This window comes from Amycolatopsis sp. NPDC059021, assembly GCF_042739895.1.
Taxonomy (GTDB): domain Bacteria; phylum Actinomycetota; class Actinomycetes; order Mycobacteriales; family Pseudonocardiaceae; genus Amycolatopsis.
On the sequence record NZ_JBHYIQ010000058.1, the window covers coordinates 19462 to 35492 of the forward strand.

13 protein-coding genes are annotated in these 16031 nt (G+C 71.9%); 4 read left to right on the top strand and 9 right to left on the bottom strand.

Going from position 1 to position 16031, the window contains the following annotated elements; all coding sequences use genetic code 11:
* The first annotated feature begins 35 nt into the window (after positions 1-35).
* Entirely contained in the window at positions 36-830 is a 795-nt protein-coding gene (locus ACFWX1_RS29445; RefSeq protein ID WP_378392772.1) for a carbon-nitrogen hydrolase family protein, read from the top strand.
* 135 nt (positions 831-965) lie between these two features.
* Here ACFWX1_RS29445 and ACFWX1_RS29450 read toward each other — a convergent pair whose 3' ends face one another.
* Genes ACFWX1_RS29450 through eccB form a run of 3 tightly spaced genes read right to left on the bottom strand, consistent with a single transcriptional unit; the run spans position 966 to position 3749 of the window.
* On the bottom strand, positions 966-1613 hold the full coding sequence (locus ACFWX1_RS29450) for a response regulator (protein ID WP_378392774.1): 648 nt from the start codon (positions 1611-1613) through the stop codon (positions 966-968).
* Positions 1610-2314, bottom strand: coding sequence for a response regulator (locus tag ACFWX1_RS29455; RefSeq protein ID WP_378392776.1), 705 nt, complete (start codon positions 2312-2314; stop codon positions 1610-1612). Before ACFWX1_RS29455 ends, ACFWX1_RS29450 begins: the two co-directional genes overlap by 4 nt.
* Before the next feature lie 13 nt (positions 2315-2327).
* Positions 2328-3749 (bottom strand): type VII secretion protein EccB, encoded by a 1422-nt coding sequence (gene eccB, locus ACFWX1_RS29460; protein WP_378392835.1) that lies wholly within the window; start codon positions 3747-3749, stop codon positions 2328-2330.
* Between the two features lie 159 nt (positions 3750-3908).
* Between eccB and ACFWX1_RS29465 the strand changes: the two genes are divergently transcribed.
* The gene (locus tag ACFWX1_RS29465; RefSeq protein ID WP_378392778.1) at positions 3909-5021 is read left to right on the top strand and encodes a type VII secretion protein EccE; all 1113 of its coding nucleotides are present in this window, start codon (positions 3909-3911) and stop codon (positions 5019-5021) included.
* A gap of 85 nt (positions 5022-5106) precedes the next feature.
* Here ACFWX1_RS29465 and eccD read toward each other — a convergent pair whose 3' ends face one another.
* The 6 genes from eccD to ACFWX1_RS29495 form a co-directional block, all read right to left on the bottom strand.
* Positions 5107-6480, bottom strand: coding sequence for a type VII secretion integral membrane protein EccD (gene eccD / locus ACFWX1_RS29470; protein WP_378392780.1), 1374 nt, complete (start codon positions 6478-6480; stop codon positions 5107-5109).
* A 109-nt stretch (positions 6481-6589) separates the two neighbouring features.
* Positions 6590-6913 (bottom strand): YbaB/EbfC family nucleoid-associated protein, encoded by a 324-nt coding sequence (locus ACFWX1_RS29475; protein WP_378392782.1) that lies wholly within the window; start codon positions 6911-6913, stop codon positions 6590-6592.
* Entirely contained in the window at positions 6910-7392 is a 483-nt protein-coding gene (locus tag ACFWX1_RS29480; RefSeq protein ID WP_378392784.1) for a hypothetical protein, read from the bottom strand. The genes ACFWX1_RS29475 and ACFWX1_RS29480 overlap by 4 nt, the downstream gene beginning before the upstream one ends.
* A gap of 5 nt (positions 7393-7397) precedes the next feature.
* On the bottom strand, positions 7398-8765 hold the full coding sequence (locus ACFWX1_RS29485; protein ID WP_378392786.1) for a WXG100 family type VII secretion target: 1368 nt from the start codon (positions 8763-8765) through the stop codon (positions 7398-7400).
* Positions 8766-8767: 2 nt separating this feature from the next.
* Positions 8768-9811, bottom strand: a complete 1044-nt coding sequence (locus ACFWX1_RS29490; protein WP_378392788.1) for a hypothetical protein — start codon at positions 9809-9811, stop codon at positions 8768-8770.
* 35 nt (positions 9812-9846) lie between these two features.
* Positions 9847-10626 carry a WXG100 family type VII secretion target gene (locus ACFWX1_RS29495; RefSeq protein WP_378392790.1) on the bottom strand — a complete coding sequence of 260 codons (780 nt, stop codon included), beginning with the start codon at positions 10624-10626 and terminating at the stop codon, positions 9847-9849.
* A 147-nt stretch (positions 10627-10773) separates the two neighbouring features.
* Here ACFWX1_RS29495 and eccCa point away from each other — a divergent pair, with 147 nt between their 5' ends.
* Positions 10774-14727 (top strand): type VII secretion protein EccCa, encoded by a 3954-nt coding sequence (gene eccCa, locus ACFWX1_RS29500; RefSeq protein ID WP_378392791.1) that lies wholly within the window; start codon positions 10774-10776, stop codon positions 14725-14727.
* A 471-nt stretch (positions 14728-15198) separates the two neighbouring features.
* Complete coding sequence (locus tag ACFWX1_RS29505) at positions 15199-15903, top strand: S1 family peptidase (protein ID WP_378392793.1); 705 nt, start codon at positions 15199-15201, stop codon at positions 15901-15903.
* Positions 15904-16031: the final 128 nt, after the last annotated feature.

The following is a 16031-nucleotide window of genomic DNA, read 5'->3' on the forward strand; positions in this document are numbered from 1 at the left end:
TGGTGACCCGCGAGCCCTGTGACGGAGGAGGCGCCGTGCCGCGTATCGGGTTGTGCCAGATCGGCTCGGGGGACGATCCGGGGGCGAACCTGAAACTCGTTCGCACCGGGGTCGAAGCCGCGAAGGCGGAGAACGCCCAGGTCGTCGTGTTCCCGGAAGCGACGATGGCCCGGTTCGGGCGGCCGCTGGGCCCGATCGCCGAACCGCTCGACGGGCCGTGGGCGACCGCCGTCGCCGAGCTGGCGGCCGAGCACGACGTGGTCGTCGTCGCCGGGATGTTCACCCCGGCCGAGGACGGGCGCGTCCGCAACACGGTGCTCGTCACCGGCGGCGGGCATCATCTCGGCTACCACAAGATCCACCTGTACGACGCGTTCGGCTTCGCCGAGTCCGACACCGTCGCGCCCGGCGGCAAACCGGTCACCTTCGACGTCGACGGCACCGTGCTCGGCGTCGCCACCTGCTACGACATCCGTTTTCCCGAGCTGTTCCGCGCGCTCGCCGACGACGGCGCGGACATCGTCGTCGTCCCGACCTCGTGGGGCGCGGGCGAGGGCAAACGGGACCAGTGGGAGGTCCTGGTGCGGGCCCGCGCGCTGGACTCGGGCTGCTGGGTGCTCGGCTGCGGGCAGGCCGACCCGGCCGCGAGCGGCCTCGACGTGAACCCGAAGGCCCCCACCGGCATCGGCTACTCGACGGTGTCCGACGGCTTCGGCCGCGTCCACACCCAGCTCGGCGCCGTCCCGGAGACGGTGGTCGTCGACCTCGACCCGGCCGTCGCGGCGAAGGCCCGCACCGCCACCGGCGCCCTGGCCAACCGGCGCCTCTGAGCCCGTGTCGTCCACTCACGTACGCGTGTCGTCCATCCGAGTACGCGTGTCGTCCATTCTCGACGTCCGGCACCGGACGACACGCGTACCTCGGCGCACGACACGAGTACCGGAACGGACGACACGGCGGAGCGGCTAGCGGAGCAGGCCTTCGCGGATGGCGACGCGGACGAAACCGGCGCGCCGCCGTTCGCCGGTCTTGTCCCTGATCCTGTCCAAATAGGACCGGACGGTGCGGACGCTGATGTTGAGGATCTCGGCGACGTCGACGTCCCGCTCCCCCGCCGCGACCAGCCGCAGCACCTGTTTCTCCCGCTCCGACAAGACGATCTTGGGCCCGGCGTGCCGGTCGTCGCTGTCCTGGATGATCATCCCGGCGAGCGTCGGCGAGACGTAGGCGTTGTCCTCGGCGATGGTGCGGATCGCGCGCAGCAGCTCGTCGCCGTCGACGTCCTTGGACAGGAAGCCCTTCGCACCCGCCTGCATCGCGCCCAGCACCTCGGGCTGTTCCGCGTGCGCGGACACCACGAGCACCTTGTGCCCCATGTGCCCCACCTCCAGCACGGCCGCCGCGTCCGCGACGCCGCGCAGCTTGAGGTCGAGCACGACGACACTGCCCGGCGGCTGCTGCTGCACCGCGAACCGCGCCACCGAGTCGGCGACCGCGCCGAGCTCGATGTCGGGCGCTTCGGTGAGCACCCGCGCGACGGCGTCGCGATAGAGGGGATGGTCTTCGATCACCGCGACCTGGATGCGATCACCCGCCGACGGCACGCCGGTCACCGCCCGCCCGGACGCCGCGGCGTACCGGACGGCCCGACGAGCCCGCGCCGGATCGCCTCCTTCACCAGATCGGGCCGCCTGCGGTACCCGGTCTTGTCGCGGACGCGGTCGAGATAACCGCGGACGGTCCGCACACCGATGTCGAGGATCATCGCGATGTCGATGTCCCGCTCGCCCGCCGCGACGAGCCGCAGGACCTGCTCCTCGCGCGGGGAGAGTTCCGTGTCGGGGCCCGCCACCGGGCGGTCGGTGTTGTCCTTGATGATCATCCCGGCCACCACGGCGGAGACGTACGCGCCGCCCTCGGCGACCGTCCTGATCGCGATGAGCAGCTCGTCGACGTCGACGTCCTTGGACAGGAACCCCTTGGCCCCGGCCGCGATCGCGCCCAGCACCTGTTCGGACTCCGCCTGCGCCGACACGACGAGCACGTGGTGCCCGAGTTCGCACACCTCCAGCACGGCGGCGGCGCCCGCGACGCCGGGCAGCCCGAGATCGAGCAGGACCACGCTGCCCGGTGGCTGCCGGTACACGTGGAAGCGGGCGACCGAGTCCACCACGGCGCCCAGTTCGATGCCCTCGGCTTCGGCGAGCACCCGCTCCACCGACCGCCGGTACAGCGGATGGTCCTCGATCACCGCGACCCGGATCCGCGTGGTCCCCGCCTCCGGTGTCGTTTCGCCCGGTCGTTCGTCCGTCATCTGCACGACTCGCTCACCCCGTTCCACCCGAGGGCACCGCCTGCCCGGCCGCGGCCGGGTCCAGCGCGGGGCCCGTCGGCATCAGTGCCAGCAAACCACTGGAGACCGGTTGGCGGGCTACGGAACCGTAGCCGAGCGAAGCCAGCGCCCTGGCGTCCGCCACCGGATACTTCTGTCCCATGTCGGTGACCACGTAGACCGTGCCCGAACCGGCCTCGATGACCACCGCGCCGCCCGAAGGCGGTACGTAGACCTGATCCGCCACGCGCGCGTCGGCACGGGCGGGCACGGCGATCGCCCGCGCGCCGCGCGGCAACGGGACGTCGCCGGAGACCAGGACACGGCCGTCCTGCGCGCACAGGGTCACCGAGGTGCCGCTGATCGCCGCCTTTCCCGGAATGCGGTCGGGATAGCCCGCGGGGTCGGCGCCGCCCGCGCGGGGTTCGCCCGCCTTGCGCACCGCGGCGACGTCGGCGGCCTTCACCGGGACGGGGGCCGGACGTCCGGGATAGGCGCGCGCGTTCTCCGGGGTGGTCACCACCAGGCTCGCCTGGGTCTGGCCGATCGGTTCGAGGCCCTCGCGGCGGACGAGGTAGTACGACGTGGCGTCCGCCGCCGAGGCCATGGTGTCGACGACGGCGAGGACTTCCCCGACACGCGTCGGGGCGCCGCCGACCCGCGGGCCGGACGCGCCGGCGTCGGCGATCGGGATCGCGCCGAGGTCGCGTCCGGCGGGGACGGTGTCGATCCACCGCGCCGAGACCGCGATCGTCGGGTAGCTGTCGAACTGCAGCGCGGTGGCGGCCTCGGGGCTGAGCTTGAACCGGCGTCCCGCGGTGATCAGGTACTGCTCGCCCGCCGGGATCCGGACGATGATCCCCTGGTCGCGAGGCAGTTCGACACCCGAACCGGACGTGCCGAGCACGACGGCGGTGAGCGGCTCGGCGGACGCGGGGGCGTCGGTGGTGGTCCGGCTGCAGCTGATCCACGGCGTCGTGACCAGCGCGACGGGCGCGGGCAGCGAGTCGGGGGCGCCCGGGATGCCGATCTGCGTGCCCCGCGCGGCGGTCCCGAGTTTCTTCGAGGGCACCGAAACCGTGGCGTCCCCGTTGCCGCCGGCCAGCAGCCGCGCGGACGCGTAGTTGAGGACCGGGTGCAGGGCGCCGTCCTGCCCGAGGACGTACCGCGCGCCGGTGCCCTCCTCGACGATCACCTTCCCGCCCGCGAGCCAGTCCTTGCCGCCGGACGGATTGAGCAGGCCGATCACGCCGTACACCGCGGTGATCAGCAATGCCGCGGCGAGCCCGAGGATGGTGCCGAGTACCAGGCGCCGGCTCGGCGACACCGGGTGGTTGGCGTCGGCGGCGACGAGCGCGGAAACCAGCCTGCGGCGAAGAAACTGGTACGCCTGGATCTGGTCCCGCTGCGTCCACACGCTTCCCAAGACCCCCGGTCGTCCTCGATCCGCCCCATGCCGAGGCGCCGATGCTAAGAGCGGGCGCGTCCGGACGGCGAGGGTAATTTTTACGCCCAAGCGCGTGCACGGAAAGCGCTAGCGTCCCTCTAGCCGGTCCGGGGTAAGGGAGGGAACGCCGTGTCCGCTGTACCCACCGACGCGCCCCCGGCTTCGGGAGCGCATCGCCCGCCCTCTCGCCCTGGGGCCGCCGGAACCGCGCCGCTGCCGTGGCTGCTGCCGATCCGCCCGGTGCAGGCCGCCGCCTGGGAAATCGCCGGGATCGCGGTGCTCGTCGCGTTCGCCGTCCCCGGCGTCGCCCAGCCGGTGCGGATCACCGTCGCGGCCGTCGCGGCGGCGCTGGTGCTCTCGACGTCGGCGCGGTTCGCGGGCAAGCACGCCGCGGGCTGGGCGCTCACCTGGCTCGGCTACCGGCTGCGGCGGCACGACGATCGCCACGACAGCCCCGATCCGCTGCACCTCGTGGCCGGGCCGGTGCGGGTTCGGCAGCACGTCGACCGGGCCGGGAACCGCTTCGGCGTGGCCGAGATCGACGACGGCTGGAGCGCGATCGTGCGGCTCACGCCGGGCCCCGGTGAGCCGTCGCCGGACACGCTCGTGGACATCCTGCGGGAGCGGTTCCGTGACCCCGCGATCCCGCTGTCCAGCGCGCAGTTGCTGACCTGGGCCGTGCCCCGCGAACCGGGCGGACAGGTTTTCCGGGTGCGCTGGCTGACCGTGCGCTACCGGCCCGAGGAGGCGCCGATCGCGGCGCTGGCGCGCGGCGGCGGTGAGCTGGGCGCGTTGCGCAGCACGGCGTGCGCGGCGCTGGGACTGATGGGCGCGCTGGCCGAAGCCGGGTACGTCAGCACGGTGCTCGAAGCCGGGGAACTGGCGAAGGAACTGCGTGTCGCGTTGGGCATCCCGGAGGAGAGCCCCCGCGAAGAGGCATCGCTGCCGGACGGCTGGAGCTCGTGGAAGTGGGGCGAGTCGGCGCAGGTCTGCTTCTCGCCGCGTTCGGAGCGGGATTTGGCGCGGACGCTGGATTTCTCGGCGTCGAAGGCGGCGTTCACCGCGACGTCGTACACGTTGCGACGGACTCCTGGCGGCAAGGAACGCGCCGACGTCACCATCCGCGTCGGTACCCGCCCCGGCGCGTCGGTGCCTTCGCTGACCGGGGTGTCGGCGGTCCCGCTGCACGGACGTCACGCCTCCGCCGTCCGCCGCACCCTGCCCCTGGCGCTGGAGCGCTGACTCTCCACAGTGGACGGAATGCCGTTAAGGCCACCTTACGGGCGTCTGACGCCCGTAAGGTGGCCTTAACGGCGCCGCCGGGGGTTCAGCTGACGAGGTCGTAGATCCCGGCGATCATGCCGACGAAGGGGACGAGGGCGAGCAGCGTCAGGAACTCCGTGACGTCGAGCAGCCGTGACCAGTACGGCGAACGCACTCCGCGCGCCACCCGCGTCGCGTAGACGAGACAGACGATCGCCGCGACGACGACCGCGAACCCGGCGGCGAACACCGCGGTCCGCTGGCCGCTCGCGGCGAGCCACACCCCCGCCGTGACGAGCGTCAGCCCGCCGAAACCGACGAGGACGAACCGCTGCGCGCGTCCGGCGTAGGACCGCGAGCGCAGGAGCCACGCCAGCCCGAGCAGCCCGGCCAGCCCCGCCTCCCACGGACCGCCCGACCCGGCGAGCACCGTGCAGGCGGCCAGGACGACCAGGCCCAGCGCGATCAGCAACCCGGTCAGCAGCGCCTGCGCGCGCGAGGTCCGGCCGACCATGTCCGCGCCGAGCGACGGCTGTTCGTTGGCACGGAAGGAATCCATGTCGTCCGGCACCCGCGGCAGCGGCAGCCTGCCGAGCCGCAGCGCGAGCATCGGCGCCACCGAGGCGAGCGCGGTCGCGAGCACCGCGACGACGGACGCGGCGGCGACCGGGCGGACGTTGCCGGCCAGCACGACCCCGGTCGTCACCGCACCGAACCCGGCCGCGCCGGTGACCGCCACGAACCACGGCAGCCGGTCGGCGACCGACACCGCGGCGAGCACGCCGTACACCGTCACCGCGGCGAGCCCGGCGGCGAGCGGCCCCGCCGACAGCGAGAACAGCGGATGCGGCGGCAGGATCGACATCCCGGCCAGCAGCGCCACGCCGACCCCGGCGAGCGCGCCCGCCGCACCGGCCTCGGCGTCGCCGTAGGCCCGGCTCAGCGCGCCGCCACCGAGCAGCAGCACCAGGGCGAGCAGGCCGGACCCGATCGGCGCGAGCACGCTCCCCGCGGCCGCCGACTGCACCAGCAGCCCGCCCGCGAGCAGCAGCACGAACGCGGCCACGATGCCGGACCGCCGGGCCACCGCGGGCCCCCAGCCGCCCCGTGTCTCGGCCACACTGGCGATGGAGTCCACGACGTCGTCGAACAGCAACGGGCCGCGTGGCCGCTCCCTCGGGGTCAGGTGCAGCACCTCGCCGTCGCGGACCTGGGCGGCGGCGACGGTCAGGCCGAGCGCGAGCGGAGCGCCGCCGAGCCGGGACAGCACCCAGCCCGGATGTTCGGCCGACGCCTGTCCTGACGCGCCCGCGAGCCGTACCAGCTGCGGGACCAGCTCGGCGAAGGTGCTCTGCTGCGGCAGGGCGACGTCGACGCGTGCCCGCGGCGTCACCACCGTGACGCGCCGGGTCGTCCCGCTCACCACGGGCGCGCTCATACCCGGACCTCCGTGAGCTGAAGGGGACTTTCGTCGCATGAGACGCGACGAAGGGGACTTTCAGCGCATCCCGTGCACGGAAAGTCCCCTTCAGCCCACGCGGCCACGCTCATCCGACCGCCTTGGCTGCCTCGATCACCGGCGCGAACTTGGCGCTGGACGCCTCGGCCAGCTTCTGCAGCCCCGCGTTCACCGCCTCCAGCACGATCTCCGACAGATTGCGCGCGTCGTACTCGCGGATCGCGCGCGGGTCGATGTCGATCGAGGTGAACCGGCCGTCCCCGCGCAGCACGACGGTGACCTCGTTCTGCCGCGAGTGCGCCTTGACCTCCATCGCCTCGACGGTGCGCTGGATGCGCTGGACCTGTTCGGTCTGCTTGCGCACCTGCGCCAGCAATTCGTCCATGTCCGGCACCGCATAGGGGTCGGTCACTGCTCTTCTCCTCCTGTGTGTCGCACGTGGACACTGCCCACGAAACGCTGGAAATCCCCGGTGAGCGCCCGCGCGTCCGCGGGCGCGGCCGTGCAGGCCAGTTCCAGCACGAGCCGGTCGCCCGGTCCCGCTCCCGGTACCGTCAGATGCACCTGGCTCTGCACGAGTTCGAGACCTTCGCCGGTCCGCAGCCGCAGGACCTGGGCGATCCCCGGCGCGGACGGGCCGCCGACCGCGCGGCGGCTGAGCACGTCGAGCCCGGCCATCATGCGGCCCAGCCGTTCGACAGCTTCCCCGGCGATGTCGGCGATCGACGCCGGATCGGGCCGCTGCCGGACGCCGAGGGTGATGTTCGGCGTGAACTCCCTGTCCGGCGCGGGCCGCACCGCGACGAACACCGCCCCGGCCGCGCCCGCCCGCTCGGGATCCACCGGCGTCCAGCCGTCCGGGACGTCGAAGCCGAGCGGCAGCGTGGTCACGGCGGTCACCACGAACTCACCGCGGAAACCGCGTCGTCCCAAACGGATCCGACGGCGTCGGCGGCCTCGCCCGCCGCGGACTCGACCGCGTCGACAGCCGCGCCGCCGTATTCGCCGATGGTGCCGGCCACCTTCGGCAGGTCGATGTCGATCTTCGCGCCGATCCCGGCGCCGAGGCCGAGCGCGACCCCGGCCTTGAAGTTCACCTTGATGTGCCCGGACTCGTACACGGCCTGACCGTCCAGCTGCGCGCCGAGTCCATATTGGAGGGTCCCGTTCGCGCCGGCCCCGATCCCGGCGACGTCGGCCGCGACCTCGCCTTCGACCTTGCCGCCGACGAAGGCGTTGGCATGTAGGCCGACGCCGTGTTCGCCACCCTGGAACGAGCCGCTGACCTCGCCGCCCGCGAACACCGTGCCCTTCGCGTGTGCCCCGGCGACTCCCCACTCACCCTTCAGCTCACCCTCTTCGCGCAGCGCAGCGAGTTCGGCGTGTCCGGACGCCTTCACTTCCCAGCCCTGCGACGACACCTTCGCGTCCCAGCCGGGAGCGAACCCGTCCTGCTCGTGCGCCCATTTGTAGTACGTGATCTCGGTGTTGCGGAAAGCTTTGTCCCGCAAGCCTTCCGGCTCAGGCTGCCCAAACGGCGTATCGGCCTTCCGCGGCGCGCGGGTGCCCTGGAGCCCGTCCCAGGTGAGTTTCTTCCACCCGGAGTTGCCGAACCAGGAGTACGCCGCGGTGCGTGGCCGGGAACGGCCGTCCAGCGGTTCGCCGTTGAGCCAGTGCAACGCACCGCCGCCCCACTTGCCGAGTTCGTGCTCGAGCCTGCCGGGCCATTCGGGCGGAAACAGCTGGGCCAGCGCGTCACCGAGTTCGTCGGCGGTCTGCCGTGCCGCCGCCACCGCCTGCTCCCCGAAGTCCCGCGCGGCGGCGACGAACGCGTCGACCGCGCCAGGACTCACCGAACGGGACTGGTTTGTCAGGAGCGAGGCGTACTGGTCGAACTGCGCGAGAATCGCGTCCACCGCCGTGGCCGCCGACTGGAACAGCTGGGCGGCAAGGGAAAGCCGTTTCGCCTGATCGTCCAATTTGGACGCTACGGCGGCCAGATCGGCACCCAGCTCCCGCGCGGCGGACGCGAACGCGCTGTACGCGGCACCTTCCCAGTCGGCGTTCAGCGCCCGTGCGGACTCGCCAATGTCGTTCGCCCGCCCCGAAATCGTCGACGCCCGCGCGGAACACCGCTGGGCCGAGACGGTCAGGGCTCCGGGGTCACCGGTCACCCGGCGACGGCATTCCACCAGCACACGCCGGTAGGCCGCCAGCACGGAGCCGACCGCCCCCGACGCGTCGACGACCCCGGAGCCCCACATCGTCAGCGGCCCTTCGCCGTCGAATCGGCTCCGGCGTCTATATCGACATGTTGCTCGAAGTGCTTGCCGTTGTACGTCATGTCGATATCGATGTCGAGATCCCTGCCGCCCGGCGCCTCGATCACCGACTGGCCGGTGTTCAGATCGGTGCGGATGACGACCTCGTTCGCCCCGCCCGGAGCGGGCGACGGCGCGGGCACGCTCGGCGGGGTGGCCGGGCGGTCGACCGGGATCCAGCTGTTGGCCGCGTCCGCGCCGCCGTGTCCCCAGGACCCGGACAGCGCGGGTGGCTGGTATTGCGTGAAGGACGGCTGCGTCGGGATCGCCGCGCCACCACCGGCGCCGCCGCCGACACCGCCTCCGGTGCCGCCGATCGCCTGCTGCCCGGCCGCGCTCGCCACCGGCGGGGGCAGCTGCGGCGCGGTGACCGGCGTGCCCGACACCGCGGCGTTGCCCGCGGCCCCCTTGTCACCGCCGGAATCGTGGTGGCCGAAGAGCTTCTCGATCTCCCCGATGATCTGCGCGAGCTGCGTGACCTGGTTGGCGAGATCGACGACGCCGAGTGCCTTGAGCAGCGCGCCGATCGCGGTGATGAACGCCCGCAGCGACGCGCTCGTGGCCGTCGACAGGGCGACCGCGGCGCCGTAGGTCCACCAGTTCGACATCAGCGCGGCGACCGTCGGGTTCACCGCCGAGACCACCGCGCGGTAGGCCTCCTGCGCGGTCTTGATCAGGGTGCCGGACACGCCCAGCAGTTCGGCGCCCTTCTTCACGACGTCGACGATCTTGGTCAGCTGGTCGAGCGAGTCGGTGATCTTCTTGATCGCCGACTCCGACGCCGCACCGGACCAGATCTTGCCGAGCTGATCGGCCGCCTTGTGCAGTTCGGTGTACAGGGAAAGGAATTCGTTGGCCTTGCGCAGCAGGTCGAGCACGTGCTTGGCGATCTGCTCCGGCTGGCCGGTGACGATCTGCGGCAGCACGGTGATCGGCCCGCCGGAGGACGCGGTCGCGTCCATCGCGCTGGAATTGGGGAAAGTCAGCATCGGACCTCACTTCGGGAGCGGCCGGGGACGGGAAGTCATACGGAGGCGGGCCGGTACACGCTGACCTTCGCCAGTCCGTGGATCCCGGCGTCGACCAAGCCGTGGTTGTAGAGCTGCCCGCCGTCACCGGCGACGCCGATGACCGGGGCACCGCCGGGGGAACGCAGCGGCTCGACCACGACGACGTCGCCGCTCTGCACCCCGCCGGGAACGTCGCCGAAGCTGCGCGCGGTGCCCGCGTACACCTCGATCAGCCCGGCACGCGCCTGGTTGTCGGCGTCGCCGGCGAGCCAGTCGTTGAAATCGGCGACCCCGTGGAAGCGGGCGTCGGTGATCGGGTGGTGCCCGAGCTGGCCCAGCCGGGCGTCGCCGAGGTACCGCAGCACGTTCCCCACCGAGCCGGGTTCGCCGCCCGCGCCCGCGCTGTCGTTGATGGCGAGCGTGGCCAGCTCCGCGGCGTGCGAGTTGCCCCAGATCGACGTCCCGTGCGACCCGCCGCCGGGCGCGTGGCCACCGCCGTAGCCGCCCGCGACCGCCTCGTCGGCGGCCTGGTAGGCGTCGGCGCTGTCCTTGACCAGGCCGTTGATCTGTTGCAGCAGCTGCAACAAGGTGCGCACGGCGGTGATCTGGCTGCTGTGCAGCGCCGCGTTCGCCGCCGCCACCGCGCTGCCGAACGACGCGAACGACATCGGCTGCACGATCATGCGTTCGAGGTCGGCGACCGCGTTGATGCCATGGGCGATGATGCCGCCGACATTGCCGACAGCCGAGCGCATGGCCTCCGGTTCGGCCCGGTACTCGCCCGTGCTGACCATGGCTCTCCTTCCCGCTGGGGTGGTGCTGACGAGCAGGTTAAGTTCGCCGTCGCGTGCGGGCGGACGGCAAAAGTACCCACCAGCGCGGCGGGAAGAGTGACCAGAATGACTGGCGGATTACCCACAAGAAGCCAGGAAGCGCCCTCGATGAATCCGTCCCGCGATCGTCTGGACGTCCTCGGTGACCTGCCGGGCGAGATCGTCCTGCAGTCCCCGCCCCTGCTGCCGAAGAGCGGCTCCGGCGGGCTGATGCAGCTGATGATGTTCCTGCCGATGATGCTGGGCATGGGCGCCATGTCGTTCGTCTACATCGGACGTGACGGCGGGGTGATGACGTGGATCTTCGGCGCCCTGTTCGTCACCGCGATGGGCGGCATGGTGGTGATGTCGCTCGGCCGCGGCGGCATGGCGAAGAAGGCGCAGATCAACGACGAACGCCGTGACTACCAGCGTTATCTCGCCGGATTGCGCGGCCAGGTCCGCGACATCGCCGACGCGCAGCGAGCCACGCTGACCGCGGCGCAGCCGGACCCGGCGGACCTGTGGGCCTACGTCGAGACCGGCAAGCTGTGGGACCGGCGGCGCGGTGCCGCGCACTTCGCGCAGGTGCGCGCCGGGACGGGGCCACAGCGGCTGGCGACGCCGCTCAAGGCACCGCAGACCGTACCGCTGGAGGACCTCGACCCGGTGTCCTCGACCAGCCTGAAACACTTCATCCGCACGTATTCCACCGTCGACGGCCTGCCGGTGGCGGTGTCGCTGCGGTCGTTCGCCGCGGTGTCGCTGTCCGGCCGCCGCCCGGACGCGCTCGGCATGGCACGGGCGCTGCTGGCGCAGCTCACGACCTTCCACTCCCCTGCCGACCTGCGGATCGCGTTGTGCGTCTCCGACGATCGGCTGCACGACTGGGAATGGGCGAAATGGCTGCCGCACGCCGCGGCGCCGACGGCGGCCGACGCGACCGGACCGCGACGGCTGGCGGCCGCCGAGCTGGGACCGCTGGCCGAATTGCTCGGCCCCGAGCTGGGCGACCGGCCGGCGTTCAGCCGCCGCCCGGCGTCGGTGCCCGATCTGCCGCACGTCGTGGTCGTCGTCGACGGCGGTCAGGCGTTCGGCGAGCCCCGGCTGGTCAGCGAGCACGGCAAGCTCGGGGTCACCGTGCTGGAGATCGGCGCCGAGCAGCCGCGGGCGACGTCGAGCGAGTTGCTGCTGAGCCTGCATGTCGCTCCGGAGCAGCTCGGCATGGTGATCGCCGACGGCACCGAACAGCGCCTCGGCTTCCTCGGTGTCCCGGACCAGCTCGACCGCGGTGCGGCCGAAGCACTGGCCAGGATGCTGACCCCGCTGTACCAGGGCACCGCGGTGGTGACCGAAAAGCCGATGTCCGCGACGTTCGGGCTGGCCGGGCTGCTCGGCATCGGCGACCCACGCGACACCGACGTCGCGGTCACGTGGGCGCCGCGCTCGGCACGGGACCGGCTGCGGATCCCGCTCGGTGTCGCTCCTGACGGACGGCCCGTCGAACTGGATCTCAAGGAGTCGGCCGAGGGCGGGATGGGCCCGCACGGGCTCGTCATCGGCGCGACCGGGTCCGGGAAGAGCGAACTGCTGCGGACGCTGGTCACCGCGCTCGCGGTGACGCATTCCTCGGAAAAGCTGAACCTGGCGCTGATCGACTTCAAGGGCGGCGCGACGTTCGCCGGGATGACCGGGCTGCCGCACACCTGCGCGGTCATCACCAACCTCTCCGACGACCTCGCGCTCGTCGACCGGATGGCGGACGCGCTGAACGGGGAACTGTTGCGGCGTCAGGAACTCCTGCACGCGGCAGGGAACTACGCGTCGGTGCGGGACTACGAGAAGGCCCGCGAGGGCGGGGCGAACCTGAAGCCGCTGCCTTCGCTGCTGGTGATCATCGACGAGTTCAGCGAGCTGCTGTCCTCGCGGCCGGAGTTCATCGACCTGTTCGTCGCGATCGGGCGGCTGGGCCGCAGCCTCGGCATCCACCTGCTGCTCGCGTCGCAGCGGCTGGAGGAGGGACGGCTGCGCGGGCTGGATTCCCATCTGTCGTACCGGATCGGGCTCCGGACGTTCTCCGCCGCGGAAAGCCGTGCGGTACTGGGCGTGGCCGACGCGTACCAGCTGCCGCCGGTGCCGGGTTCGGCGTACCTGAAGTCGGACAACGACACGCTCACCCGGCTCAAGGCGGCATACGTCTCCGGCGAACTGCCGCCGCGCAGCACGGTCGTTCGCGAGGATGGCGAACGGCTCGGAGTCCTGCCGTTTTCCCTTGCCCCGGCGGATATCCCGATTACCGAAGAGTCCACTGTGGATGTATCACCGGTGCCGTCGGGTACCGGCGAGACGATCATCGGCGCGATGCTGTCCCGTGTGGAGGGTCAGGGTCCGGCGGCGCACCAGATCTGGCTGCCACCGCTGGCCGAACCGCCCACTTTGGACCAATTGCTGCCCCCGCTCGGCGAAGACCCGGAGCGTGGCCTGTGCCCGCTCGGCTGGGGCGGCAACGGGAAGCTGACGATCCCGGTGGCACTGGTGGACAAGCCGTTCGAGCAGCGGCGCGACATGCTGTGGGCCGATTTCTCCGGCGCGGCGGGGCACGCGCTGATCGTCGGTGCCCCGCAGAGCGGCAAGAGCACACTGATGCGGGACATCGCCGCGATGCTCGCGCTGACGCACACGCCGTCGGAAGTGCAGTTCTTCGTGCTGGACATGGGCGGTGGCGCGCTGGCGCCGATCGCCGGGCTGCCACACGTCTCCGGCTACGCCACCCGCCGCGACGCGCAGCGCTGCCGCCGTGTCGTCGCCGAACTGACGACATTGCTGGAACAGCGCGAGGAATTCTTCGCCGCGCAAGGCATCGAATCGATGGCGGCGTTCCGCTCGGGCCGCGCGGAATTCACCGAGAGCACCGACGGCCGCGAATTCGGCGACGTTTTCCTGTTCGTGGACAACTGGACCACGATCCGCCAGGAATACGAACAGCTGGAGGAGCAGATCACCGGCCTCGCCGCGCGGGGCCTCGGTTTCGGGATCCACGTCATCGTCTCACTGAACCAGTGGATCGGTGTCCGCGCGCAACTGCGCGACGCCGTCGGCACGCGGTTCGAACTGCGGCTGGGCGACCCCGCCGATTCCTCGATCGACCGCAAGATCGCGCAGAACGTCCCCGCCGACGCGCCGGGCCGCGGCCTGACCGCGGAGAAGCTGCACTTCCTCGCCGCGCTCCCGCGCATCGACGGCGACCAGCGCCCGGACACGGTCGGGGCGGGCGGCATCGACCTGGTCCGCCGCGTTTCCGCCGCCTGGCGGGGTTCGCGCGCCCCGCAGGTCCGGCTGCTCCCGCCCGAGGTGCCGCTGGACTCGCTGCCGTCGGCGCCGCACAAGCACGTCACCCTCGGCATCGCGGAGTCGACGCTGCGGCCGGTGCACCTGGATTTCGCCACGGATCCGCATTTCCTGGCCTTCGGCGACGTCGAATCCGGCAAGAGCGCTTTGCTGCGCGCCCTGGCTCGCGGCATCTCGACGGCCTACACGCCGGACGAGGCACTGATCCTCGTCGGCGACTACCGCCGCACCCTGCTCGGCGCCGTCGACGAGCCGCACCTGCTGGGCTACGCGGGCGCCGAGAACACGCTGACCGACCTGATCGCCCAATGCCAGACCGCCATGCGGAACCGCCTGCCCGGCCCCGACGTCACCCCCGACCAACTCCGCAACCGCTCCTGGTGGCGCGGCCCCGACCTGTTCGTCCTCGTCGACGACTACGAACTCGTCGCCGCCGTCGGCCGCAACCCGCTGTTGCCCCTGCTGGAATTCCTGCCCCAGGCCCGCGACATCGGCCTCCACCTGATCATCGCGCGCGGCTCCGGCGGCGCGGGGCGCGCGCTGTACGAGCCCGTGCTGCAACGCCTGCGCGAACTCGGCTCGCCGGGCCTGATCATGTCCGGCGCCAAGGAAGAGGGCCCGCTGCTCGGCGAGGTCAAGCCGTCACCTCAGCCCGCCGGCCGCGGCACCCTGGTCTCGCGACGGCACGGAACCGGCCTCGTCCAGGTCGCCTGGACCAAACCCGCCGACTCCTGATCCGCCGTCGTCGCGAGCGCCCCACTGTGGCATTGGGTGCGTCCAGGGCACCCAATGCCGCCTCGGTATGGGTGGTGCCGGTGTCGCGAACGCTCCGTCGGGGACGGTGAACGTCCCGAACGGCGCGTTCGGGACATGGGGACCCCGCACCGGAGTGTCGCGAAGGGGACATCGACGGCGTTCAACGGCCCCAACGGACCATTCACGACCCTGCTGACCAGAGCGAAAGCCCGCACCAGCCGACCCGTGCCGAACGCAACCGAGCACCACTGACGACACCTCATTGGGGCGTTCGGGCCACCTCGGATGCGGAGCCGGAGTCCCGGGGGCTCACCCGGTTGGCCTACTACGTTCCTCCGGCGCGATACCGACTTCGGTAGGTTACGAAGTCCCCAACCGGCCACCTAGTTTGGTGAAATCGTTTCAACCGGAGCGATCTCCCCGAACTCTCGTTGGCCGGAGGACGTTTTCATGCGATTGTCGAGGGCTGTCGCCGTGGCAGCCGGAGCGGCCGCGGCGCTGAGCATCGTCTCAGCCGGTGCCGCGAACGCCCAGGAGGACATCATCGGCGGCGGAACGGTCAGTTCCGCGCCGTGGGGTGCCCAGATCTACTGGAACAACGTCACCGACAACGGTGGCTTCGAGTGCTCGGGGACGATCATCGCCCCGCAGTGGGTACTCACCGCGCAGCACTGCCTGAACAAGCCGGGCATGCACGTCAAGGTCGGCGACGTGAAGCTCCAGCAGGGCACCGAGGCCGCTGTGGACCAGCAGAAGGCCTCGCCGAACGGTGACATCGCGTTGCTGCACCTGACCAAGGCGGTCAACACGACGTTCATGAAGCTCGGCACGGGCAACCCGCCCTCCGGTGCGACCAACCAGATCTACGGCTGGGGCCGCACGCAGGGCAGCAGCCCGCCCTCGAGCACCCTCAAGACGGCGAACGTGAAGGTCACCGGGACCAGCACGGACGCCTTCGGCGGGCAGGCCATCGCCAGCAAGGGCGTCAACGGTGCGGCCTGGCACGGCGACTCGGGCGGCCCCCAGCTGGCCGACGGGGTGCAGGTCGGCGTCTGCTCGACCGGCGAGAACAGCGGTTCGGACCCGCAGGGCACGCAGAACTACGCGAGCGTCGCGCACAGCCGCGACTGGATCAAGACGACGGCCGGGGTCTGACCTCACGCCCCGTCCGGCGCACCGAAGGGGGGGGGGGGGGGCCCCGCCCGCGCCCGGGCGGGGGGGCACGGGCCCCGCGCCCCCCGCACCCCCCGCCCCCCCCACGCCGGCGCCCCCCCCCCCCGCGC